A 21244-nucleotide genomic window follows, 5' to 3' on the forward strand; every position below is an offset into this window, starting at 1 on the left:
CCCGCGGAGTCACCCCGTTGCTGTGGAGACCGCATCACCGACCCGTGCTCATGACGTGGACGCAAGGCTGTACCCGGCCTCCTCGACCGCATGCCGCACCTGCACCGCATCCACCGGCGCCGTGCTGGTCACGGTCACCGTCGATACGCCGCCCGCCTTCAGATCGACGTCGACACCGGAGACACCATCGATCGCGGACACCTCCTCGGTGACGCTGCGCACGCAGTGCGAGCAGGTCATGCCCTCGACCAGGAACTGAGCCGACACCTCGTCGCCCTCGATCGGCTCCGCAACGAGGGCGGCCGCGTCCTTGGTCGCAGTGCTGTGGGAGGTGGGGCTGCAGCACGCGCAGCCGCCACCGTTGGTCGACCGCAGTCCGAGGTCCCGCAATCCCTGTCCGGCCATGATGTGCTCCCTTCGCGAGCGTTGAGTGAATGTGAAATGCGCGCTTCTATGAGCGCACCAGGCGCGCGATGGCCGCGTTCGCCTCACGCAGCTTCTCCTGCGCGACCGGCCCGCCTTCGCCGACGGCTTCCGCGACGCAATGTCCGAGGTGGTCTTCCAGCAGAGTCAGCGCAACCGACTCCAACGCCTTCGTGACCGCGGAGACCTGGGTGAGGACGTCGATACAGTAGGCCTCCTCGTCGACCATTCGCGCGATCCCGCGCACCTGGCCCTCGGCCCGACGCAACCTCATCAGCAGCGCCTGCTTGTCGCCCGAATATCCGTGTGCCATCCCGCACCTCCGTCGCACCATCCAATATACCCGCTAGGGGTATGGGGTATAAAGAGGCGCGACTGGGCGGATCCGAGTCAGTGCCTGTTGTCGACGGAAACAGCCATTGCCGCATCCCACCCACGATGTGGGTATATCTAGATAGGTAGATATACATATGCCCTTGAGGAGCACACTGTGACGATGAAGACGACGCCCGTTCGCGGGAACGAGCCGATGGCGGCGGGCCAGGCGTCCGCCCTGGCCGAGTTCCTGCGCACCCTGGGCGACGCGACCCGGTTGCGGATCCTGACCGCCTTGGACGGCGTGTGCGTGCCGGTCACCGCGATCGTCGAGGCCACCGGGGAACGCCAGCCGACCGTGTCTCACCACCTGCGCATCCTGCGCGACCGCGGTCTCGTGGTCGGGGAGCGGCGCGGCGGCTACGTCTACTACTGCCTCGCGACCGAGGGCATCCGCGACGCTCTTGACGTCCTCCAAGGTCTGGCCGGCGGCGAGCCAGCCGAGTGATCTCGATCTCCCCCACCGCCGACCCCGAACACCAGCCGAAAGGGAACCATCCGATGACCGCCCAGATCTCGCCGACTGCTCTCACCGTCGACGGAGGCGTCGACCTGCTCCTCCCCCGTGAGACACCGCTGGAGGTACTGGACGCGTTCGTGGCCTCGTGCAACGTCGGCGCGTGCGGGTGCGGCGACACCTTCGTCTCGCGCATCACCAATGTGGAACTGCACGACGAACCCGGACGCCGCAGGGTTCGGATCAGCGGCGACATCACCCCCGACGAGGTCCTCAGCGAGCTTGCCACCACCTCGCTGTCGCAACAGTCCTGACGACCCGACTGCGACTCGAGACCACCCCTCAGAAGCAACCCACGAGGCCCCCCTTGTTCGACTACGCCCAGCCTCCCCGCACAACAGGCGCCTCCCCCGCCGCATCCCGCTCCGCAGCTGACTGCTCGCCCATCATGGCGGACTCCGCGCGCCGAGCACCCAGCGGGAAGCCCGCGGGCAGACGAGTGCCGCGACGAATCGCATGACCGCCGCTACGCCGCCGCCGCGCCTCGGATTGCGGGAGAACGCTCCGCAGTTCGCGCTGCTCGTCGCCGTGAACGCACTCGTCGGGGGCATGGTCGGTCAAGAGCAGACCGTCCTGCCGTTGCTCGCGCGCGACGTGTTCGGGATCACCGGATACACCATGGTGCTCAGCTACGTCGCCGTGTTCGGAGTCACCAAGGCGATCTCGAACTGGTTCGCCGGCACCCTCTCGGACAGATTCGGACGCAAACCGGTGCTCCTGGCCGGGTGGCTCGTCGCAGTGCCCGTCCCGCTGATGCTGATCTGGGCACCCGACTGGGGATGGGTCGTCGCCGCGAACGCGCTCCTCGGGGTGAGCCAGGGCCTGACCTGGTCCACGCGACCGTGGTCATGAAGATCGACCTCGTCGGCCCCCGCCAGCGCGGTCTCGCGATGGGACTGAACGAAGCCGCCGGCTACGGCGCCGTCGCCGTCTCATCCCTCCTGGCCGGGTACCTCGCCACCGAATACGGGCTGCGCCCCGCACCGTTCCTGCTCGGCATCGCCTACACCGCCCTCGCGCTCATCATCACCGGCATCTTCGTACGGGAAACCCACGGACACGCCCACGCCGAGGCCGCACAACTCACACCCGCCACCACCCGGCCCAGCCAGGACGCCGGCCTGACGCACCGGCGGACCTGGTTCCTCGCGAGCATCGGCGAACCCGCGCTCGCCTCGGCCAGCCTCGCCGGGCTCGTGAACAACCTGAACTTCGGCCCCTCATGGGGACTGTTCCCCCTGCTGTTCGCCACCCGCGACCTCCCCACCGCGCAGATCGCGATCCTGTTCGCGCTGTACCCGGGCGTGTGGGGCATCGGGCAGCTGTTCACCGGAGCCCTGTCGGACCGCATCGGCCGCAAGCACCTCGTCACCGGCGGCATGGCCCTCCAGGCCATCGCCCTGGTCATCATCGGCGCCGGCAGCAGCCTCACCGTCTGGGCGACCGGGACGATCCTTCTCGGCCTGGGCACCGCGATGTCTACCCCACCCTCCTCGCCGTCGTCGGAGACGTCGCCCACCCCACCTGGCGTGCACGTGCCGTCGGGGTCTACCGCGTCTGGCGGGACCTCGGCTACGCCGTCGGCGCAATCATCGGCGGAATCGTCGCCGACCTCCTCGGCCTGCAGGCCGCGCTGTGGGTCGCCGCAGCGATCTCCGCGGTCGTCGCCGCGATCGTCGCCGGGAGGATGTACGAGACTCTCTCCACACAACACCGCAACGGAGCATCGGCCACCTGAGCCCTCTGCGGTGCTCCCAACGCGCCCTCTCCGACGCCGATCCGAGCGCGCACGACGGAGCCTCAATCGTGCACCATCCTGGCCGTACCCCACCCACCTCTTCCGGGCACTACCCGAGGTCACCGGTCGCCCATCATGCAAATACCGACAGTTGTCCGCAAGACACGCTGGTGCAGCTCGAGCGCACCCGCCAGCGTCCGCGGTCGGCGCTACCCTGACCCCGAGGTCACCCATGGGAAGCATCACGGCGTACGAGATCGCGGCGGGCAAGCGCTACCGCGTGCGCTGGCGCGATGACCAGCAGAAGCAGGTCGAGAAGAAGGGCTTCCGCACCAAGAAGGACGCCGAGCTCTACCTCGCGCACACCGAGGTCTCGCGCTCGAACGGCTCCTATACCGACCCCGGTGAGGCGCGTATCACTGTCGGAGCGCTGGGCGTCGAGTGGCTGCGCAACAAGAAGCACGCACTCAAGGCTTCCTCGTTCAGCTCCTTGAACACGTCGTGGCGGGTGTATGTCCTCCCCCGCTGGGGCGACGTTCGGATCGGAGACATTCGCGCGTCGCACGTGGAGCAATGGATCCGAGAGCTGTCGGAGGGCACCGCGACGACGACGCGGACGAAGAGCGCGAAGGCCGGCGCAAGCCCCCGGTCTGCAAGCGTCGTCTATCGCGCGCTCGGCGTGCTCGCCGGCATCCTTGACACAGCTGTGCGCGACGGACGCATCCCTCGAAACGTCGCTCGCGGCGCTCAGAATCTGCCCCCGAAACAGTCCCAGAAGCCGCGTCGCTACCTGACCCACAGCGAGGTCGTTCGCCTCGCCGAGGCGACCAACAACGACACGCATAGGACGCTGATCCTTCTGCTCTCGTACTGCGGCCTCCGGTGGAGCGAAGCGATCGGCATGCACGTGAGCGACATCATCTTCCCGAGACACCGAATTCAGGTGCAGCGAGCGGCGGTCGAGGTCGAAGGCAAGATCGTGCTCGGCACACCGAAGAACTGGGAGCGCCGGCTGGTGCCATTCCCGGCCTTCCTGGAAGAGCCGCTGGAGCAGCTGTGTCGCGGCAAGCGCGCCGACGATCTGGTCTTCACCGATCTGCAGGGCAAGCATCTGCGCCGCGCGAAGACGCAGCACGGCGTGAACTCGTGGTTCACCACGGCGCTCGACCTCGCCGACATCGAGCGGCTGACTCCGCACGACCTGCGTCACACCGCCGCGAGCCTCGCGATCTCGTCGGGTGCGAACGTCAAGGCCGTGCAGCGGATGCTGGGACACAAGTCGGCGGCGATGACGCTCGACACCTACGCCGACCTCTTCGACGACGACCTCGCCGACGTGGCCGAACGGATGAATCAGGGTGGGCTCAACGCGAACGTCGCGCGGCTCTGGGAGACCTGACGGGGCGTTTCGTCTCGCTGCGCTCGCTCAACGACCGACGGCGCATGAACTGCAACTAGCGGCTTTCGGACACGCTTTTCGACCTATATGCGCCAGAAGCTTGTGGGCGATTTGTGGGCGACTCGGTATCGCGCCGCTCATCCACGGGCGAAGAAAAGCCCCGCGATCCCTACTCTCGTAAGGGATCGCGGGGCTTCAACTCCGTGACAGCGGCAGTGGAGATGGGGGGAATCGAACCCCCGTCCATCGCTGGGTCATCGCGCCTTCTCCGGGCGCATTCTGTGAAAGCGTTCTGCTCGGCTCCGACCTTTGTCACAGACACCTAAGTCGACAAGCCCAGCCTGGGAGAAGTCCCGCGTGACGTCCAGGCGCCGTCACGCAGCAAGATCCCTTAGATGACGCTAGGAACCGTAGCGGGATCGCCTACGGGCTAACGGACTCGGGCTCGCTGCTCAGGCAGCGAGGGCGAAGTCAGACTGCTTCTTATTGGCAGTTATTTGTTTGCAGGGGGCGTTTACGAGATAACCCCGCATCCTCGGCCCGCTTCTCGCGAATTCGCAGACGATGTCGAAACCGATCATCCCCGTGAGTCCTTCTTGCGAAGGGCCGCTGTCACACTGTGGAGTTTCGAAGGTTCAGGATGCAAAGCACCCGAGCGTTACAGGATACAACGGATGCCGCATCCCGCGCATTCCCGGTGCTCAGCCACACGACGTAGAGTCGCACTCATGCGCGATGTCATCATCACCGTCCGCGGCGAACACGAGACCCGGGTCGCTCCCGAAGAGGCTGTGGCACGGCTCACGATCAGGACCGAGGGCGGCGAACGAACCGACGTCATGGGCAGAGCGACGGATGCCGCAAGCATGCTGCGCGCCGCGCTGACCGCCCGACAGGATGCGGGCGAGATCCGCGAGTGGTCCACCGGTCGGCTGGCCGTCCGCTCCGAGCGCCCGTGGAACTCCGAAGGCAAGCCGCTGCCGCTCGTTCACCATGCTTCGCTCGACGTGTCGGCCACATTCGCCGATCTCGATGCGCTCTCGGGATGGCTCGGTGAGATCGCCGAGCTCGACACGATCCAGATCGATGGGGTGCAGTGGATGCTCACCGACGCGACCCGCAAGGCCGTCGAGGCTGATGTCGCCGCCCAGGCTGTCCGTGTCGCGATGACCCGAGCGACCGCCTATGCCGCCGCCCTCGGACTTGCCGAGGTCACTGCCGTCGAAGTGGCAGACGTGGGCCTGCTCGGTGGCGGATCGCCGGCTGCGGCATCCGGCCCGTCGCCCCGGATGATGATGGCGGCGAGCCCGATGGACTCCGCGAGCGCCCTGGAACTGCAGCCCGCCGACATCGTGGTCAGCGCAGCCGTCGAAGCACGCTTCAGCGCCCGCTGACCGGGCGCGCGGCTACTCCCCCAGGCGGTTGCGGGTGCGCATGGCGCGTTCGGCCTCGCGCTTGTCTTGGCGCTCCCGCAGCGTCTGGCGCTTGTCGTACTCGGCCTTACCCTTGGCCACCGCGATCTCGACCTTGGCGCGCCCGTCCGAGAAGTAGAGCTTCATGGGGATGAGCGTGTATCCGCCCGCCGAGACAGCGTGACTGAGCTTGATGATCTCGTCTTTGTGCAGCAGCAGCTTGCGCACCCGCTTGGCAGCGTGATTGGTCCAGTGGCCCTGCGAGTACTCCGGGATGTGGACCGCGTCCAGGAACGCCTGACCGCCGTCGATGTACGCATAACCGTCGGTGAGGTTGGCGCGTCCCTGACGCAGGGACTTCACCTCGGTGCCGGTGAGCACGAGGCCCGCTTCGTATGTCTTCTCGATGGAGTAGTCGTGGCGCGCACGACGATTGGTCGCGATGACCTTCTCTCCGCGTTCGCGTGGCATGACTCCTCCTTTCGACGGCAGCCCACCAGTGTATCAAGCGCTGGCCGCGCGGCAGTCAGCGGGGTCAGGCCGGCCCGTTGCCGAACTGGATCGCCAGCAGTGCGAGGAAGAACCAGAGGACGTATCCGATAACACCGGCAAAGATCGTGACCGCAGCCACCGTGTAGCCCCACCCGATCTCTCGCGCGCGCAACAGGCGACGGATGACGAGCACGGCGAACACGGTGGTTACAACCACGGGCAGCCCGAACACGGCTACCGAAATGAGGGGGCCACCGAGGTTCGCGGCAGCGGCCACACCGAAAAGCAGCAGCGGGCCGAGCCCGAGGATGATGCCCGCAATGCCCCACGCCGGCGCGGAACCTACCGGCTGCGGTGCTCGGGGATCCTGCGCCATCGCTGTTCTCCTCGCTCCCGCCGGCTCAGGCTCGGAGCCAACGCCGGATCGCGAAGCCCGCCGAGAACGCGGCGAGCACGATTCCGATTCCGATGAGGACGGGGATGACGATCAGTATGTCGGCGGTATCGACCCAGGTCGCGATGAATGGAATACGCGAGCGCAGATAGTCCTGCACGCCGAACTGCACTCCCGCAACGACGGCCACGCTTGCCAGCACCGATCCGATGAGGGCTGCGAACACGCCCTCGAGAATGAACGGCGTCTGGATGAACCGGTTGGATGCTCCGACCAGCCGCATGATGCCGAGCTCGCGTCTTCGGGCGTATGCCGAGAGGCGGATCGTCGTCGAGATGAGCAGGACTGCGGCGATGAGCATGAGCCCCGCGATCCCGACTGCGACATATGTTGCAACAGTCAGCGCAGAAAACAGCGGCTCAAGGTACTGCAGTTGGTCTTTGACCTCTTCCACCCCGTCGGTTCCCCCGAAAGCTTCGGAGATCACGGCTGACTTCGTCGGGTCCGCGAGTGTGATGCGGAATTGCGCACCGATCTGGTCGGCGGTGAGGATGCCGTCGTACTCGTCACCGAGCAGATCGATCGCCTCCTGGTAGGCCTGCTCTGCGCTGTCGAACTGAAGGTCACTGATCAGGGGAGCAAGCGAATCCGAATCCAGTTCGGCCTGGACACCGTCGATCTGCTCCTGCGTGGCAACGCCGTTCGCACAGGTGGGCACCTGCGACAACGAGCTGCACATATAGATCTGCACTTGGGCGCGATCGGCCCAGAAGGTGCGCATCGTGCCGATCTGTAGCTGCATGAGCATGGCGGCGCCCACGAAGGTCAGCGAGACGAAGGTGACGAGCACGACCGAGATCACCATCGACGCATTGCGGCGCAGCCCGCTGAACGCCTCACCGAGAACGAGTCCGACCCTCATGAGGTGGGCCCGACTTCATCATCGCGACGCTCGGCATCCAGCCCCAGCCGCTCCGCCAGTCCCAGCTCCTCGACCTCGACCTCGGGGATGTCGATGACCGGTACCGGCTGTGTCGTGGGGCGCGGAGCGGGTGCGGGCTGCGCTGCAGGCACCTGCCACTCGGGCGGAACTGACGGTGCACTGGGCGCGGGTTGCTCTGCGGGAGCAGGTCGATCCGCGGGCGCGAGTCGCTCCGCCGGAGCGGGTCGCTGGGCCGGAGCGTGTGCTGGCGCCTCGTCCGTCGGCGCCTCGGCGACCGCCGGGGCCGGAACATCGGGCGAAACCGGGGCCGGACGCACCTCAGCGAGAGCAGAGACCAATGATGCTGTCGACGGATCGTCGGCGACATCGACTGCAGCGGCGACCGCGATTTCGGCATCCGTCACCGTCGGCTCGATGCCGACCTCACGCTGCAGTTCGAGGACCGCGGTGAGCGCAGCTGCAGCAGCGGCACCGCGCACTTGCTCGGGCTGAAGCCGGGGCAGACCCGACGTGTCGCCGTAGCCACCGTGACGCTCATCACGCATCATCTGGCCGCCGCGCAGCTCGATCACGCGCCGCTTCATCTGATCGACGAAGCCCGCCTCGTGGGTTGCCATGACGATCGTGGTGCCGCCGGCGTTGATCCGCGCGAGCAGCTGCATGATGTCGATGGATGTCGCAGGGTCGAGGTTTCCGGTGGGCTCGTCGGCCAGCAGCACCTGGGGGCGGTTCACCAACGCGCGGGCGATCGCAACCCGCTGCTGCTCACCACCCGAGAGCTCGTGCGGCATCCGCTTCTGCTTGTCGGCGAGTCCGACGAGGGCGAGCGCCTCGGGAACCGCCTGCTTGATGAACCCTCGTGAGGAGCCGATGACCTGCAGCGTGAAGGCGACGTTCTGAAAGACCGTCTTGTTCGGCAGCAGCCGGAAGTCTTGGAAGACGGCGCCGACGTGGCGGCGGAAGTAGGGCACCTTGCGGTTGGCGAGGGTGCGCAGGTCGCGCCCGAGCACGAGGACGTTGCCGGAGGTGGCGATGTCCTCTCGCAGAATGAGGCGCAGACAGGATGACTTACCCGATCCCGACGCACCCACGAGGAACACGAACTCGCCGCGGAGCACTTCGAAGCTCACCTGGTCGAGGGCGGGTTTCGCGGTGCCCCGGTATCGCTTGGTGACGTTCTCGAACCGGATCATGGCCATCTGAGCCTAAGCGCGAGGGCGATCACTGCCCGGTGCGACACCCGAAGCGGGCTCAGTCTTCATCGAGAACGTTCAGGCTCCCCTCGAGGCGGGGACAGAGCGTCAGTCGTCGTCATCCTTGCGCTTGCGCCACCGGATGCCCGCGGCAATGAACCCGTCGAGGTCTCCGTCGAATACGACCGCGGGGTTCCCGACCTCGTGACCGGTGCGTAGGTCTTTCACGAGCTGCTGGCCGTAGAGGAAGTAGGAGCGCATCTGGTCGCCCCAGCTGGCCGTGATCGTGCCGGCGAGTTCCTTCTTCTTTGCCGCCTCTTCTTCGCGCTTGAGCAGCAGCAGGCGGGTCTGCAGAACGCGCATGGCAGCGGCGCGGTTCTGGATCTGGCTCTTCTCGTTCTGCATCGAGACCACGATCCCGGTCGGGATGTGGGTGATGCGAACCGCCGAGTCCGTGGTGTTGACCGACTGACCGCCGGGACCCGAGGATCGGAAGACGTCGACACGGATGTCGCCCTCGGGGATGTCAACCTCGACGGCCTCTTCCATGACAGGAATGACCTCGACAGCCGCGAACGAGGTCTGACGCTTGTCGGCGGCGCCGAAGGGGCTGATCCGGGCGAGACGGTGGGTTCCGGCTTCGACCGAGAGCGTGCCGTAGGCGTAGGGCGCGTCGATCTCGAACGTCGCCGATTTGATCCCCGCACCCTCGGCGTAGGAGGTGTCCATGACCTTCACGGGGTACTTGTGGCGCTCGGCCCACCGCAGGTACATGCGCATGAGCATCTCAGCGAAGTCGGTGGCATCGTCGCCACCGGCGCCCGAGCGGATCGTCACGACGGCAGACCGATCGTCGTATTCGCCGTCGAGCAGCGTCTGCACCTCGAGATCGCCGATGACCTTCTCGAGCTCGGCGAGCTCGCGGCGCGCTTCGGCTGCCGACTCCTCGTCATCCATCTCGTTGGCAAGCTCGACGAGCACTTCGAGGTCATCGAGGCGCTGTGCGACTGCCGTGATGCGAGACATCTCCGACTGCCGGTGGCTCAGGGCGCTCGTGACCTTCTGCGCCTGCTCGGGGTCGTCCCAGAGGTCGGGCGCGCCGGCCTCGTCGCTCAGTCGCGCAATCTCTGCGGCGAGCGCGTCGACGTCGACAACGGACTGGATGTCGTTGAATGTGGAGCGCAGGGCCTGGATGTCGGCGGACAGATCGAGTTCGAGCATGACAGTCCAGACTAACGTGGAACCGATGTCCGATCCCCCCGCCCCGATCCGCGCGCGGGACGTGCTGTGGAGATTCGGACCGATGGTCTACGTGCCGACGGTGCTGTTCGCGCTTGGCGAGGGCGCCGTCATCCCCCTCATTCCGGTGATCGCAGCCCAGTTGGGCGCGGACGTCGCAGGAGCAGCCCTCGTCGCGTCGGCCCTCGTGGTAGGCCAACTGGCGGGAAATCTGCCGGCGGGCTGGGCTGTCGCCCGTTTCGGTGAGCGGGTCACGATGGGAGTTGCCGGCGCGTTGGCCATGGTGGGAGTGGCAGGCATGATCGTCGCGCCCGTGCTCGGCGTTTTCGCGGCGGCAGTCCTGCTCATCGGGCTGTGCGCGGCAGCGTTCGGTCTCGCCCGCCACTCGTTCATGACCACCCGAGTCCCACTGTCGTTCCGCTCGCGCGCCATGTCGCTGCTGGGTGGCACGTTCCGGCTGGGGATGTTCGTGGGCCCGTTCATCGCTGCAGCGCTGCTGGCGATCTTCGGCGACGAACACGCGGCGATCTGGTTCTTCGGCGTGTGCCTTCTCGCCACCGTCCTGCTGGTGGTCTTCGGGCCCGACCCCGAGCAACAGTTCGCTCCGATCACGGCACGCGCAGGATCTGATGCGACCGCAAAGAAGACCGCAGACGAGCTCGATGAAGAGGACACTGGCGAGGCGATCACGGGCAGCATCCGGGTTCCGGGGAGCCGCCAGAGCGTCTTCGTCGTCGCCTGGCGGTATCGCGCGGTGCTGTCTCGGCTCGGCATTGCTGCGGCATCCCTCGCTGCCGTGAGATCGGCCCGACAGGTGGTTCTACCTCTGTGGGGCGTGTCGATCGGGCTGGACGCGCAGACGATCGCGCTAGTCGTCGGAATCTCGGGGGCGATCGATTTTGCCCTGTTCTATGCGAGCGGACAGGTCATGGACCGCTTCGGACGGCTGTGGGCAGCCCTGCCAGCGATGCTGCTCATGGGCCTCGGGTTCCTCGCGCTCGCGTTCACGCACGACCTCGACTCATCAGCGATGTGGTTCGCCATGTTCGCGGCAGTCCTCGGCGTCGGCAACGGACTATCCAGCGGCATCCTGCTCACCCTCGGCGCCGACGTCGCTCCGCGCACGGACCCGGCCCCGTTCCTCGGGTCCTGGCGCATGTTCACCGACGCCGGCGGGGCTGCGGCGCCGCTGCTCGTCTCGGGCATCGCAGCACTCTCGACCCTGTCGGTGGCAACCGGCGCGGTCGGCGTGCTCGGGCTCCTGGGCGCGGTGGCCTTCGTGCGCTGGGTCCCCCGGTTCGTTCCGCGGTCGGGTCGCGCCGACTGAGCCGGTCAGTCCGTGACGATCGGGATGCCGGTCGCCGCGGATGCGTCGCTGACGCCGCCGGCATCCGTGACATCGCCAAAGCCGAGCTCGGTCATGATCGCCACAGCCTGCGCTGAGCGGTTGCCAGTGCGGCAGTAGACGATGTAGGTGCCATCGAGGGGCTGCTCGGCGATCTCCTGCTCGAACGAGCCCGACTGCAGGTTGACGTTGATCGCACCTTCGAGGTGACCCTCGGCATACTCCTCAGGCGTGCGCACGTCGATGATCACGGCACCGTCGGGAACCTCGACCGACGGCGTCGCCGAGCACGCGGCGAGACTCGTGGCGAGAACGGCGGCGGCCAGTGCGGCCAGGATCAGACGGATGCGTCGCATGAGGTGTCCTTTCTGAGCGGCGCGGGCGGCATCCCGATGTGAGCGCACGGGAGAAGCCCTCGGGGTATACCCCCTAGGGTATGATACAGATCATGGCAACACGAGAGATCACCCTCGAAACGATAGAGACGACCATCAACGACTCCGGCATCGTGCTGCTCGACTTCTGGGCGGCGTGGTGCGGACCGTGCCGCATGTTCGGCCCCGTCTTCGAGAAGTCCTCAGAGGCTCACCCCGACATCGTCTTCGGGAAGATCGACACCGAAGCCCAGCAGCAGCTCGCGGCGGGCTTCCGCATCACCTCGATCCCGACGCTCATGGCCTTCCGCGACGGTATCCTCGTCTTCTCACAACCCGGCGCGCTGGCCGCTCCCCAGCTCGAGCAGGTGATAACCGCGGTCGAAGGACTCGACATGGATGACGTGCGACGCCAGATCGCGGAGCAGAACGCGGCCCAGGACGCCCCGAGCGCACCGTGAGCCTGCTCCGGGTTTGCACGATTACGCGCGGCGAGCGCATCGCGCGATGGGCGGCTGCCGTCTTCGTCGCAGCCATCGCCGGGAGCGCGGCGACCACGGGTGTGTGGGCTCTGGCTATTCCCGCGTTGCTTGGCGCGCTCTTGCTCGCGGCGATGGCGATCACCGGCTGGTGCCCCGGGGGTGCGGCTACCGAGTCAGCGGATGACGGCCCGAACGCATGGGATATTCCCGAGGCGCGTCAACGCATCGACCTCGATTGAGGCCTGGCAGCGAAGACTCAGACCGCGCTCAGCGCTCGCGTCGGCGCGCGCAGTACGTCTTCGAGGGCGTCGAGCAACGCCTCGGGCTTGAGAAGCTGCATTTCGTGGCGGCTGAGGAATTCCCGCACATCCCAGCCGTAGGCCTTGAGTCGCTCGAGGTAGCGCCCGCGAAGAAGCCGGGACTTCGTCGCCTTCACGATCGTCGACGGCACCGGCGGCGCAGCGGGTTCAACCCGGTGTGCATCCAGCTCCTGCACGACCGACAGCGCCATGAACCTGTCCCAGCGGCGGGTGCTGGCCCGAAGGCGTCGACGCAGGGGCGCCGGTACAGCGGGGTCGACGACCGACAGCATCCGCGCCACGACCGGACCGGCCATCCGGTAAGTCAGCAGGCGACGACCGGCAACTCCCGCGTCGACGTCGAGTGCCGGGTCGAGGTAGATCGCACGGTGCGGCTGCAGCCGCTCGGCGGCGTCGGCAAGGGCCCGCCCGCCCAGGGAGTGCCCGATAGCGAGGTCGAGGTCTGTCGGCAGCGTCTCGACGAGATCGTCGGTGAAATCCCGGAGGCGGTAGTGCTCAGAACGGGGGCTGGATCCGTGACCACGCAGATCAACGGCGAGCACTCGCATGCCGTGTCGCCGCGAGAGTCGCTCGGCGAAGTCCTGCCACAGCAAACCCGATCCGCTGATGCCGTGGACGATCGCTGCGGTACGGTCGCCGCTGCCGAACTCGTGTACTGCCAAACGCACACTTCGACGGTACGACTGCCAGTTATGAGGAGGCTCGGAGACCACCCGTGAGAATCCTGGGCATTCGACCCGCGATGAGGGACCGACGGCACCGTCCGCGACGGCGCTCGCCTCGATAGGATCAGGCCCGGCGAAGGGACCGGCATGACCGAGCAGACCAGAGCACAATCCACCCAGGCCACGCCCGTGCGGGCATCCGATACCACCGCGTGGTGGACCCTCGATACGGATGCTGTCGTCCGCAGTCTCGGGACGGATGCCGCGAACGGCCTGACCTCGGCCGATGCAGCGCGTCGCCTCGCAACCGGCGGCCCGAACACGATCGCCGCTCCCCCGGCTCCGAGCGCCTGGACGATCGCGCTGCGGATGCTCGCCGACCCCATGAACCTCATGCTGGTCGCGGTGGTCGTGGTGAGCCTCATCATCGCCCAGTTCGCCGTGGCGTTCATCGTCGCGGCCCTCATCGTGCTGAACGTCGTGCTCGGCACGCGGCAGGAACTCGCCGCCCGCGCGAGTGTCGACGGCCTCTCAAAGCTGCAGATCCCGCACGTGAAGGTCGTGCGCGACGGGTCGCTGCGCGAGGTTCCGGCTCCCGAGATCGTGCCCGGCGACCTCGTGCAGCTTGAGGCCGGCGATCTCGTGCCGGCCGATGGCCGCATCCTGCGCTCGGCGAACCTGCAGACCCAAGAAGCAGCGCTGACCGGTGAAAGCGCGCCGGTCGATAAGGATGTCGCGACGATCGATGGACACGATGTCGCGCTCGGCGATCGCGCGAACATGCTGTGGCAGAACACCACTGTCACCCGCGGAACCGCCGCGATGGTCATCACCGGAACCGGGATGTCGACCCAGATGGGGCAGATCGCGGCGATGCTCACCGCCGTCGCGCCCTCGAAGTCGCCCCTGCAGCGAGAACTCGACGGACTCACCAAGGTGCTCGGGTTCGTCGCATGGGGCGCCGTGGCGATCATGATCATCCTCGGGCTCTTGCGCGGCGAGACGATGGCGACAGTACTGCTCGTCGGAATCGCGATGGCTGTCTCGGCGATCCCATCTGCGCTCCCCACCTTCGTGCAGGGGATGCTCGCGTACGGCGCCCGGCAGCTAGCCGAACACCGGGCTGTCGTGAAGAACCTCAGCGACGTCGAGACGCTGGGCGCGACATCCGCCATCAACTCCGACAAGACCGGAACGCTGACCCTCAACCAGATGACCGCCACCAAGCTCTACGCGCTCGGGCAGTGGTTCACCGTCGAGGGCGAGGGCTACCGCAAGACCGGTGCCCTTCGTCACGCCGCCGGCAAGGAGGTTCCTGACTTCACGCCGCTCGCCTACGGCCTATGCCTGAACTCCGATGCGACGGTCTCGGATGCCGGTGTTGTCGTCGGCGACCCCACCGAGGCTGCGCTCGTGGTCTTGGCCGCGAAGCTTGGCGTGGATGCCGAAGAGAGCCGCCGCGCCTACCCTCGCGAAGCCGAGGTGCCGTTCGACTCTGCATACAAGTTCATGGTGACCTTCCACCACGCGCCGCTCCAGGGAGCCGAAACGTTCCTGGCGACGATGAAGGGCGGCCCGGATGTCGTGATCGACCGCTGCTCGCACGTTGTCACCGCCGACGGCGTCGTCCCGATCGCGGACGCGAAAGACAGCATCCTGGAGGCGAACGCCGAGCTCAGTCGCAACGGGCTGCGGGTCCTCGCGATCGCCGTGCGAGACCTCGCCGGGCAGGAGGCTGCGGCGCAGGCCGACCCGATGTCCCTTGCCGAAGACTTCACGTTCGTGGCTCTGGTCGGCATCATCGATCCGCTGCGCCCCGAAGCCATCGAGGCGGTGCGCATTGCGGGCGAGGCGGGCATCGAGGTGCGGATGATCACCGGTGACCACGCCGTGACGGCAGCCGCAATCGGGCGAGAGCTGGGCCTCGGCCCGGGCGCGATCAGCGGCCCTGAACTGCGAGCGCTCAGCGACGAAGAGCTCACCGCGCGCCTGCCCGAACTCCACGTGTTCGGCCGCGTCACTCCCGAAGACAAGCTGCGGATCGCCCGCCTCATGCAGGAGCGCGGCGATGTCGTCGCGATGACCGGGGATGCCGTCAACGACGCCGCTGCCCTCAAGCAGGCCGACATCGGCGTCGCGATGGGATCGGGAAGCGAGGTGACCAAGCAGGCCGGCAAGATGATACTCACCGACGACAACTTCGGCACGCTCGTCGAGGCGATCCGGCTCGGCCGCACGATCTACGACAAGATCGTCAGCTACGTCCGCTACCAGATGGCAACGCTGTTCTCGCTTGTGCTGTTGTTCCTCGTCTCCAGCATCCTCGACATCAACAACGGCACGCCGATCACGCCGCTCATGGTGCTGTTCCTGAGCTTCTTCATCACGTTCTTCCCCGTGATCGTCATTACCCTGGACCCGAGCCCCGCGGGACTCATGAGCCAGCCGCCGCGAGACACGAAGGTGCCGCTCGCGAACGCCCGGTCGATCGGCCAGTGGCTGCTCTACGGCGTCGCCATCTTCGGGGTGGCCCTGGCGGCGATGCTCCTCTCCCCCGGCACACCGAGCCAGACCGAGCCGTCGGTCCCCGTCACGATGACGTTCGTCGTCCTGAGCCTCGGGTCGGTGCTCGCTGGCTTCGCGATGCGTCGCGACCCCGGGTCGGGCCTTGCCGCACCGATCAGCAACGCCCTGAAGTGGATGTGGATCCCGATCGTGCTCACAGTGCTTTCAGTCGAGCTGGACTTCATGAACGCGCTGCTCATGACCACGCCGCTGGATGCCGCGCAATGGTGGCTCGCGATCGGCCTTGCCCTCATCCCTCCGATCGTGGTCGAAGTCGACAAGCTGATCCGCCGGTCCCTCGCGAGCAGGGCTGCGGCATGAGCGGCCTGGTCCCCTCCCTCCACTTCGACGGCATGGTCCGCGACCGTTTCGGCATCCGCTGACCCATCGGCTTCCAGGGCTGAACGCGATCCGCAGCTACGAATGAGGAATCCAGCCTCACAACTCCGTAGCCCGCAATGATGAGAATCCGTTCCGGCGCCGCCGAATAGGTCGCCTGACTGAATTCTCGGCGCCGGAACGGATTTTCACTCCACGATCAGCCGATCACGTCGGCGAACAAGACGGATCGTGGTGCTGCTCGCAGGCGGCTGCTGCCCCACCAACCTGCCAACCGATGAGTGACTCTGCCGGCACGGCCCGGGTCGCTCATAGCTTCCGCGTGCGCCATGCGACATCAAGCGCCGCGCTCGCACCGCTCGGTTCGATCCGTTCGACGAAGAAGCCCTCGCGCTCACAAGATCATCCCTGCGCCCGCGCCGACTCCCGACAAGGGACCCGGAGTCATCGGAACCGACGGGCGAATCGTCCTCGAGGTGAACGATTCGCAGTGAGCCGCTTCTCTTGCCCTCGCCAGACTCCTTCAGTGCAGTGCATTGCGGCTGGTCGCGGTGGCTTGGAGCGAGACCCCGGCGGGCACGAAGAGACTGAAGACCGGGGGATGCCACTGCCCCGCAACCGTCACCCGAGCCGACACCCCGTCGGGCGTGGATGCCGAGACCAGACTCGCGTCGGCATCCGACTGCGCCAGCATCGCACTCGCCTGCGCGTACACATCGCCCGACGAGAGCTCAGCGCGCGGCGCCCCACCGGCGATCGTGAGCGTGAATCCGTCAGCGCCGGCAAGGGCAGCAGCATCGGCGACGCTATCGAGCCGCTTCTGCGCAAGGTACAGACTCGTCGCGTCGACGGTCACGAGGATGAGCACGAGCGCGAGCATCGCGTACCCCAGCACGAGCGGCAGAATGCTGCCGTCCTCGTCACCCGCGGCAGGCACCGAATCACGAAGCCGCCTCCCTACCGCCCTCATCCTCCGCTCCAGAACCGGGACATCCGCTGCACCGCACTCGCCTCGACGGGAACGCTCGCGATCTGATCGAGACCGAGAACCGGCGGCGCGAACGGCAGCGGGACGCGCGTCGCAACCGAAACCCGCACCGTCGCCCCCGCCGTCGGACACGTCGCCGACGCAGGAACGCACGAGATAGAGAGCGACGTGGCGGAGGCATCCAGGTCGTACTCCGCCATCACTGCCGACAGCACCTGGGATGCGCTGGAGCCGGCGGATGCCGCATCCGACGACAGCGAAATCGCGCGGGCGACGTGGCGGGCTGCGGCTTCGGCACCGAGCGCCTGATGCTGAATCTGACCGAGCGCGACGACGACGTAAATGAGCGGAACGAGCATCAGGAGTCCGACGGTGAGGAACTCGAGGGAAGCAGAGCCGCCGTCCTCGCGGAGAATCCGAGCCAGTAGCGAACGCAACCGGTCAGCGATCGAACGACTCCAGCGGAGCATGAGCTGTCACCTCCGTCTGCAGTCCGCTCGGCCACAGGCCGACGAGCGGGATCCCAGTACGCACCGTGACTTCAACGACAGTCTGACCGTCGATCATGATCTCGCGTGTGCCGACATCCGAGCCGTACTCAGCTCCGATCGCCCGCGTAATCACCTCGCGTGTGCGATCGACGGCTGAGCCGGTCGATATATCGGCGAGCGCACCGTAGTACGCCCCTTCGACTGCAGCGTCATGCACGACGTTTCTCACGTAGGTCGCGATGCCGAGCTGAATCACACCGAGGGTGAGGGCCGTGAGTAGCGCGGCAACCATGATGAACTCGACGGGAGCCGAGCCCCGGTCGTCGTCCCAGAAGCCACGATTACGCACAGCCAACCGCCTCAGAAGCCCGACACGCGCGAGATCGCCTGCTCGAACAGACCCGACAGTGCGGGCCCTGCGAGCGCCCAAATCAACACGACCAGCCCCGCGGTCATGAGCGTGATCAGCACCCAGCCGGGTACGTCACCACGGTCTTCACGCAGCGCGGCTGCCACGCCGACATCCTCCACGTCGGTCCCCGCGCGCGGCGCGAGCGCTTCACGCAGGCGGTCCAGCATCCGTCTCATCATCATCTCCTTCGGTTCGGTCTTCTCTGTTGGTGGGCACTCATCCGAGGTCGAGCATCACGACGCCGGGGAAGATCGCGAACAGCACACTCACCGGCAGGATCAAGAAGACGAGCGGCACGAGCATCGCGATCTCTTTGCGACCCGCCTGCTCGATGAGTTCGCGCTGTTCGTCCGCGCGAGCGTCGGCAGCGTGGGCGTGTAGCACGTCCGCGAGTGGTGTGCCGCGGTCGATCGCGGCGACAAGCTGATCGACCGCGCGCGACAAGGCTGGGCTGTCTTCCCGTCGAGCGAACGCGAGGAGGGCGTCCGTTAAAACCGCCCCCGTTCCGACCTCGACAACAACTTCACGGATGCCGACGGCAAGCTCTCCGGTCCCCCGGCTGCCGACGCGCCGCAGCGCATCGAGCAGGCCCTCACCCGCAGACAGGCAGAGCGCGAGGAACTCGAGGACGACGGGAAGCTCCTCGTGCAGGCGCCGGGAGCGGGCGCGCTCGGTGGCGCGGCGCGCCGACTGCTCCGCCACCACCGCGGCCGCCCCACCGGCCAGAGGCACCGCCAGCAGAGCCGGCTGTGGGCCGTGCGTCAGGGCGACGATTGTCGCCAGGGCGGCTCCCGTACCGGCTCCGAGCAGGGCCCAGACAAGCGCGCGCGAGCGCCGCCAGGAAGAACTGATGTCCGAGAGTCGGTTCACCGCAGCACCCCACGCCGGGGCTGCGGTGTTCAGGACAGGCACGGTGATCGCGCTGAACGCGACGCCGGGGTCACCGTCGGTGACATCGCGCAGGTACGGCGCGAGACGAGCGGTCAGCCCGCGGGCGCGCCAGCGCGGCGACGCCGAGAAGACGAGCAGCATTCCTCCGGCGAGGCCGCCGCCAAGAATCACGGCAAGCGCGATGTCGGTGGGATTCACGCGAACCACCTCCGCGGCTCCGCGAGCCTTCCCACACGAAGCATGAGCCGAAACGCGACAACCGTGACGACAGCGCCGCCCAGAATCAGCCCGATCCCCTGGGGCGATCCGTACGCGGCAGCAGCCTCGGGGCGAAGCGCGAGAAGTCCGAGAATCACCCACGGAGCAACGGCTCCGAGAACCGCCGCGGCGCGAATCCACGACTGGCGCGCCTCGACCTCGGCGCGCAGTGTCGCATCCGCGCGAACCGACGCACCAAGTGCGCGCAGGGTCGGCACGAGCTCGGTACCGCCGACCTCGCGCGCCATGCGCAAGGTTTCGACGATCCGGTCAGCGATCGGATCGGCAAGCCGAGCCTTCAGACCGGCGAGCGCGGCATCCAGATGCCCGGAGGCCGAGACATCACGGGCGAACCTGACGAAGTCGGGTCGAAGCCGCTCTGGGCCCGACACCGCGAGGCTCGCGACAGCGTCAGCGAGCGACATCCCGGCTCGAACCGATGACACGAGCAGGTCGCACACGTCAGGCCACAGACCGCGACGCTCTTTGGCTCGTCGACGCGCCCGGGACTGCAACCAGGCGACGGGGGCGTATGCGCCGACGACACCCGCGAGAAGCCACAGAGGCAGCGTGGGAAAGACCAGCCACACGAGTGCGGCGGCAATCGCCCCAACCAGGACAGCAGAGGCCAGTACCGTGCGAGGTCTCGCCCGCTCCGCGAAGCCCGCCTCACCGATCAATCGGGCCAGCGCCGAGGGCTCGGCGGGTGCGGTGGCGGCGGGCCGGGCTGGCCACAGCCACGGCGAAAGGACCAGCAACACCCCCGCGCCGAGCATTGCGCCCACCAGCAGGATCATCGGTCCCTGCTCCGCATCAGGGGTTGCCGTTCCGGTCGGGGCGCGGGGCGGGTACGGATGACGCCATCCTCAAGCCCTGTGGGTTCGACGATCTCGGTCACGCGCCGCCGTCCGGTCGCGTCCCGCTGACAGTGGACGACGAGGTCGACGGATGCCGCGACCGCCGGCACCACGAAGCCGCTGTCGATGTTGCGACCAGCCAGGAGCGGGAGGGAGCAGAGCTTCCGGAGTGCATCAGCTGCCGAGTTCGCATGGATTGTCGCGGCACCCGGAACTCCGGTGTTGAGGGCCAGGACGAGATCGAGCGCCTCGGCGTCTCGAACCTCCCCGATGACCAGCCGATCTGGCCGCATCCGGAGTGCCTCCTTCACCAGGCGGCGCAGCGTCACCTCCCCTCCCCCTTCGAGGCTCGGCTGACGCCCCTGGAGTGCGACGAGGTCCGGCGCGTCGACGGCAAGTTCGAACGTCTCCTCCACCGTGACGATGCGCTGCGAGGGCGCGCACGCAGCGATCAGCGCCGCGAGCAAGGTCGTCTTACCGGCATGGGTGGCACCCGAGACCAGGATGCTGCGCCCCTCCCGCATCGCGATCGCCAGCAGGTCGGCATCCGCCGCCGTCACGCTGCCCGCCACAACGAGGTCGTCGAGCGTCCGGTAGCGCGGCAGGAACTTGCGGATGTTCACGACCCAGTGCCGCCGTGTGATGTCGGGGATCACGACGTGCAAGCGACTCCCGTCGGGAAGAGAGGCGTCGACGAAAGGCTGGCTGAGATCGACGCGGCGGCCGGTCGCGTGCAGCATCCGTTCGACGAGGTCTCGTACCGCCGTGTCGGTCAGCGCGAGCGGGACCCGGGACGCGACTCCGGCACGCGCCACGAAGATCCGGTCCGGAGCATTGATCCAGAGTTCCTCGACCTCGGGGTCGTCGAGGTACGCCTGCAGCGGACCGAATCCCGAGAGCTGGGCCAGGATGTCGCGCACGTGGTGCGCTTCGTCATCGAGGGTCCGCTCGCCGCGGGCCAGCGCGAAATCGTTGTGCCGACGCACTTCGGACCTGGCGATCTGGCTCGCCCGATCCGGATCGCGCTGCGGGTCGATCTGTGCCGCCCGCAGCGACTCGCGTACACGCGCGACCACCGAAACTGTCGGGTCGGCGGGCGAGGTGAGGGTCACCCGTGCATCCTGACAAGGCC

At 67.3% G+C, this 21244-nt stretch carries 24 protein-coding genes, 1 other RNA gene and 1 pseudogene; 9 read left to right on the forward strand and 17 right to left on the reverse strand.

The genetic code is table 11. The annotated features are described in order from the left end of the window. Positions 1-48 precede the first annotated feature (48 nt). Complete coding sequence (locus tag B4F19_RS14030; RefSeq protein WP_195691743.1) at positions 49-405, reverse strand: heavy-metal-associated domain-containing protein; 357 nt, start codon at positions 403-405, stop codon at positions 49-51. A gap of 46 nt (positions 406-451) precedes the next feature. Then, positions 452-736, reverse strand: coding sequence for a metal-sensitive transcriptional regulator (locus tag B4F19_RS14035; RefSeq protein ID WP_228178038.1), 285 nt, complete (start codon positions 734-736; stop codon positions 452-454). Between the two features lie 183 nt (positions 737-919). On the opposite strand from B4F19_RS14035, the gene B4F19_RS14040 reads away from it, so the two are divergent. The 4 genes and pseudogenes from B4F19_RS14040 (at position 920) to B4F19_RS14055 (ending at position 4452) form a co-directional block, all read left to right on the forward strand. Then, complete coding sequence (locus B4F19_RS14040) at positions 920-1246, forward strand: ArsR/SmtB family transcription factor (protein ID WP_194385022.1); 327 nt, start codon at positions 920-922, stop codon at positions 1244-1246. Between the two features lie 53 nt (positions 1247-1299). After that, entirely contained in the window at positions 1300-1569 is a 270-nt protein-coding gene (locus tag B4F19_RS14045; protein ID WP_194385021.1) for a hypothetical protein, read from the forward strand. A 202-nt stretch (positions 1570-1771) separates the two neighbouring features. Further along, a pseudogene (locus B4F19_RS14050) lies at positions 1772-3053 on the forward strand (MFS transporter). Between the two features lie 232 nt (positions 3054-3285). Then, positions 3286-4452: a tyrosine-type recombinase/integrase gene (locus tag B4F19_RS14055; RefSeq protein ID WP_194385019.1), complete on the forward strand. Its 1167-nt coding sequence runs from the start codon at positions 3286-3288 to the stop codon at positions 4450-4452. A 213-nt stretch (positions 4453-4665) separates the two neighbouring features. Here B4F19_RS14055 and ssrA read toward each other — a convergent pair. Continuing rightward, positions 4666-5037: a transfer-messenger RNA gene (ssrA, locus tag B4F19_RS14060) on the reverse strand. Between the two features lie 143 nt (positions 5038-5180). On the opposite strand from ssrA, the gene B4F19_RS14065 reads away from it, so the two are divergent. After that, a complete protein-coding gene (locus B4F19_RS14065) occupies positions 5181-5846 on the forward strand; it encodes an SIMPL domain-containing protein (protein WP_228177169.1) in 666 nt (221 codons plus the stop codon). 12 nt (positions 5847-5858) lie between these two features. Here B4F19_RS14065 and smpB read toward each other — a convergent pair whose 3' ends face one another. From smpB to prfB, 5 genes are all read right to left on the reverse strand, one after another. Next, entirely contained in the window at positions 5859-6335 is a 477-nt protein-coding gene (gene smpB, locus B4F19_RS14070) for an SsrA-binding protein SmpB (protein WP_228177168.1), read from the reverse strand. Positions 6336-6399: 64 nt separating this feature from the next. Beyond that, positions 6400-6732, reverse strand: a complete 333-nt coding sequence (locus tag B4F19_RS14075) for a hypothetical protein (protein WP_228177167.1) — start codon at positions 6730-6732, stop codon at positions 6400-6402. A gap of 25 nt (positions 6733-6757) precedes the next feature. After that, the gene (gene ftsX, locus B4F19_RS14080) at positions 6758-7672 is read right to left on the reverse strand and encodes a permease-like cell division protein FtsX (RefSeq protein ID WP_228177166.1); all 915 of its coding nucleotides are present in this window, start codon (positions 7670-7672) and stop codon (positions 6758-6760) included. After that, on the reverse strand, positions 7669-8886 hold the full coding sequence (gene ftsE / locus B4F19_RS14085; RefSeq protein WP_292735753.1) for a cell division ATP-binding protein FtsE: 1218 nt from the start codon (positions 8884-8886) through the stop codon (positions 7669-7671). The genes ftsX and ftsE overlap by 4 nt, the downstream gene beginning before the upstream one ends. A gap of 108 nt (positions 8887-8994) precedes the next feature. Then, a complete protein-coding gene (gene prfB / locus B4F19_RS14090; RefSeq protein WP_292728420.1) occupies positions 8995-10107 on the reverse strand; it encodes a peptide chain release factor 2 in 1113 nt (370 codons plus the stop codon). A gap of 25 nt (positions 10108-10132) precedes the next feature. On the opposite strand from prfB, the gene B4F19_RS14095 reads away from it, so the two are divergent. After that, positions 10133-11452: an MFS transporter gene (locus B4F19_RS14095; RefSeq protein WP_292735756.1), complete on the forward strand. Its 1320-nt coding sequence runs from the start codon at positions 10133-10135 to the stop codon at positions 11450-11452. 5 nt (positions 11453-11457) lie between these two features. Here B4F19_RS14095 and B4F19_RS14100 read toward each other — a convergent pair whose 3' ends face one another. Further along, positions 11458-11826, reverse strand: a complete 369-nt coding sequence (locus tag B4F19_RS14100) for a rhodanese-like domain-containing protein (RefSeq protein WP_292728424.1) — start codon at positions 11824-11826, stop codon at positions 11458-11460. A 92-nt stretch (positions 11827-11918) separates the two neighbouring features. Between B4F19_RS14100 and B4F19_RS14105 the strand changes: the two genes are divergently transcribed. Continuing rightward, positions 11919-12305 (forward strand): thioredoxin family protein, encoded by a 387-nt coding sequence (locus B4F19_RS14105; RefSeq protein ID WP_228177161.1) that lies wholly within the window; start codon positions 11919-11921, stop codon positions 12303-12305. Next, on the forward strand, positions 12302-12565 hold the full coding sequence (locus B4F19_RS14110; protein ID WP_228177160.1) for a hypothetical protein: 264 nt from the start codon (positions 12302-12304) through the stop codon (positions 12563-12565). Before B4F19_RS14105 ends, B4F19_RS14110 begins: the two co-directional genes overlap by 4 nt. A gap of 17 nt (positions 12566-12582) precedes the next feature. Here the strand turns inward: B4F19_RS14110 and B4F19_RS14115 are convergent, their stop codons facing one another. Then, a complete protein-coding gene (locus B4F19_RS14115; protein ID WP_228177159.1) occupies positions 12583-13314 on the reverse strand; it encodes an alpha/beta fold hydrolase in 732 nt (243 codons plus the stop codon). Positions 13315-13458: 144 nt separating this feature from the next. Here B4F19_RS14115 and B4F19_RS14120 point away from each other — a divergent pair, with 144 nt between their 5' ends. Further along, positions 13459-16197: a cation-translocating P-type ATPase gene (locus B4F19_RS14120; protein WP_292735759.1), complete on the forward strand. Its 2739-nt coding sequence runs from the start codon at positions 13459-13461 to the stop codon at positions 16195-16197. A gap of 541 nt (positions 16198-16738) precedes the next feature. Here B4F19_RS14120 and B4F19_RS14125 read toward each other — a convergent pair. The 7 genes from B4F19_RS14125 to B4F19_RS14155 are packed head-to-tail and all read right to left on the reverse strand — an operon-like array spanning position 16739 to position 21224. Next, positions 16739-17152 carry a pilus assembly protein TadG-related protein gene (locus tag B4F19_RS14125; protein WP_347424523.1) on the reverse strand — a complete coding sequence of 138 codons (414 nt, stop codon included), beginning with the start codon at positions 17150-17152 and terminating at the stop codon, positions 16739-16741. Between the two features lie 29 nt (positions 17153-17181). Continuing rightward, positions 17182-17673, reverse strand: coding sequence for a TadE family protein (locus tag B4F19_RS14130; RefSeq protein ID WP_292735765.1), 492 nt, complete (start codon positions 17671-17673; stop codon positions 17182-17184). Further along, positions 17645-18043: a TadE/TadG family type IV pilus assembly protein gene (locus B4F19_RS14135; RefSeq protein WP_292735768.1), complete on the reverse strand. Its 399-nt coding sequence runs from the start codon at positions 18041-18043 to the stop codon at positions 17645-17647. Before B4F19_RS14135 ends, B4F19_RS14130 begins: the two co-directional genes overlap by 29 nt. An 11-nt stretch (positions 18044-18054) precedes the next feature. Then, positions 18055-18285 carry a hypothetical protein gene (locus B4F19_RS14140; protein ID WP_228177149.1) on the reverse strand — a complete coding sequence of 77 codons (231 nt, stop codon included), beginning with the start codon at positions 18283-18285 and terminating at the stop codon, positions 18055-18057. 37 nt (positions 18286-18322) lie between these two features. After that, a complete protein-coding gene (locus B4F19_RS14145; protein ID WP_292735771.1) occupies positions 18323-19195 on the reverse strand; it encodes a type II secretion system F family protein in 873 nt (290 codons plus the stop codon). Beyond that, the gene (locus B4F19_RS14150; protein WP_292735773.1) at positions 19192-20052 is read right to left on the reverse strand and encodes a type II secretion system F family protein; all 861 of its coding nucleotides are present in this window, start codon (positions 20050-20052) and stop codon (positions 19192-19194) included. The genes B4F19_RS14145 and B4F19_RS14150 overlap by 4 nt, the downstream gene beginning before the upstream one ends. Next, the gene (locus B4F19_RS14155; protein ID WP_292735776.1) at positions 20049-21224 is read right to left on the reverse strand and encodes a CpaF family protein; all 1176 of its coding nucleotides are present in this window, start codon (positions 21222-21224) and stop codon (positions 20049-20051) included. The genes B4F19_RS14150 and B4F19_RS14155 overlap by 4 nt, the downstream gene beginning before the upstream one ends. Positions 21225-21244 lie beyond the last annotated feature (20 nt).

Source organism: Microbacterium sp. UBA1097, assembly GCF_002313585.1.
Lineage (GTDB): Bacteria > Actinomycetota > Actinomycetes > Actinomycetales > Microbacteriaceae > Microbacterium.

What these genes read in the sequence shown, in the direction of transcription:
- ftsX (WP_228177166.1), bottom strand. Translation starts at nt 7,672, where the DNA reads ATGAGGGTCGGACTCGTTCTCGGTGAGGCGTTCAGCGGGCTGCGCCGC.
- B4F19_RS14040 (WP_194385022.1), top strand. Translation starts at nt 920, where the DNA reads ATGAAGACGACGCCCGTTCGCGGGAACGAGCCGATGGCGGCGGGCCAG.
- B4F19_RS14130 (WP_292735765.1), bottom strand. Translation starts at nt 17,673, where the DNA reads ATGCTCCGCTGGAGTCGTTCGATCGCTGACCGGTTGCGTTCGCTACTG.
- B4F19_RS14045 (WP_194385021.1), top strand. Translation starts at nt 1,300, where the DNA reads ATGACCGCCCAGATCTCGCCGACTGCTCTCACCGTCGACGGAGGCGTC.
- ftsE (WP_292735753.1), bottom strand. Translation starts at nt 8,886, where the DNA reads ATGATCCGGTTCGAGAACGTCACCAAGCGATACCGGGGCACCGCGAAA.
- B4F19_RS14055 (WP_194385019.1), top strand. Translation starts at nt 3,286, where the DNA reads ATGGGAAGCATCACGGCGTACGAGATCGCGGCGGGCAAGCGCTACCGC.
- B4F19_RS14065 (WP_228177169.1), top strand. Translation starts at nt 5,181, where the DNA reads ATGCGCGATGTCATCATCACCGTCCGCGGCGAACACGAGACCCGGGTC.
- B4F19_RS14120 (WP_292735759.1), top strand. Translation starts at nt 13,459, where the DNA reads ATGACCGAGCAGACCAGAGCACAATCCACCCAGGCCACGCCCGTGCGG.
- B4F19_RS14105 (WP_228177161.1), top strand. Translation starts at nt 11,919, where the DNA reads ATGGCAACACGAGAGATCACCCTCGAAACGATAGAGACGACCATCAAC.
- B4F19_RS14095 (WP_292735756.1), top strand. Translation starts at nt 10,133, where the DNA reads ATGTCCGATCCCCCCGCCCCGATCCGCGCGCGGGACGTGCTGTGGAGA.
- smpB (WP_228177168.1), bottom strand. Translation starts at nt 6,335, where the DNA reads ATGCCACGCGAACGCGGAGAGAAGGTCATCGCGACCAATCGTCGTGCG.
- B4F19_RS14150 (WP_292735773.1), bottom strand. Translation starts at nt 20,052, where the DNA reads ATGATCCTGCTGGTGGGCGCAATGCTCGGCGCGGGGGTGTTGCTGGTC.
- B4F19_RS14140 (WP_228177149.1), bottom strand. Translation starts at nt 18,285, where the DNA reads ATGATGAGACGGATGCTGGACCGCCTGCGTGAAGCGCTCGCGCCGCGC.
- prfB (WP_292728420.1), bottom strand. Translation starts at nt 10,107, where the DNA reads ATGCTCGAACTCGATCTGTCCGCCGACATCCAGGCCCTGCGCTCCACA.
- B4F19_RS14030 (WP_195691743.1), bottom strand. Translation starts at nt 405, where the DNA reads ATGGCCGGACAGGGATTGCGGGACCTCGGACTGCGGTCGACCAACGGT.
- B4F19_RS14075 (WP_228177167.1), bottom strand. Translation starts at nt 6,732, where the DNA reads ATGGCGCAGGATCCCCGAGCACCGCAGCCGGTAGGTTCCGCGCCGGCG.
- B4F19_RS14035 (WP_228178038.1), bottom strand. Translation starts at nt 736, where the DNA reads ATGGCACACGGATATTCGGGCGACAAGCAGGCGCTGCTGATGAGGTTG.
- B4F19_RS14100 (WP_292728424.1), bottom strand. Translation starts at nt 11,826, where the DNA reads ATGCGACGCATCCGTCTGATCCTGGCCGCACTGGCCGCCGCCGTTCTC.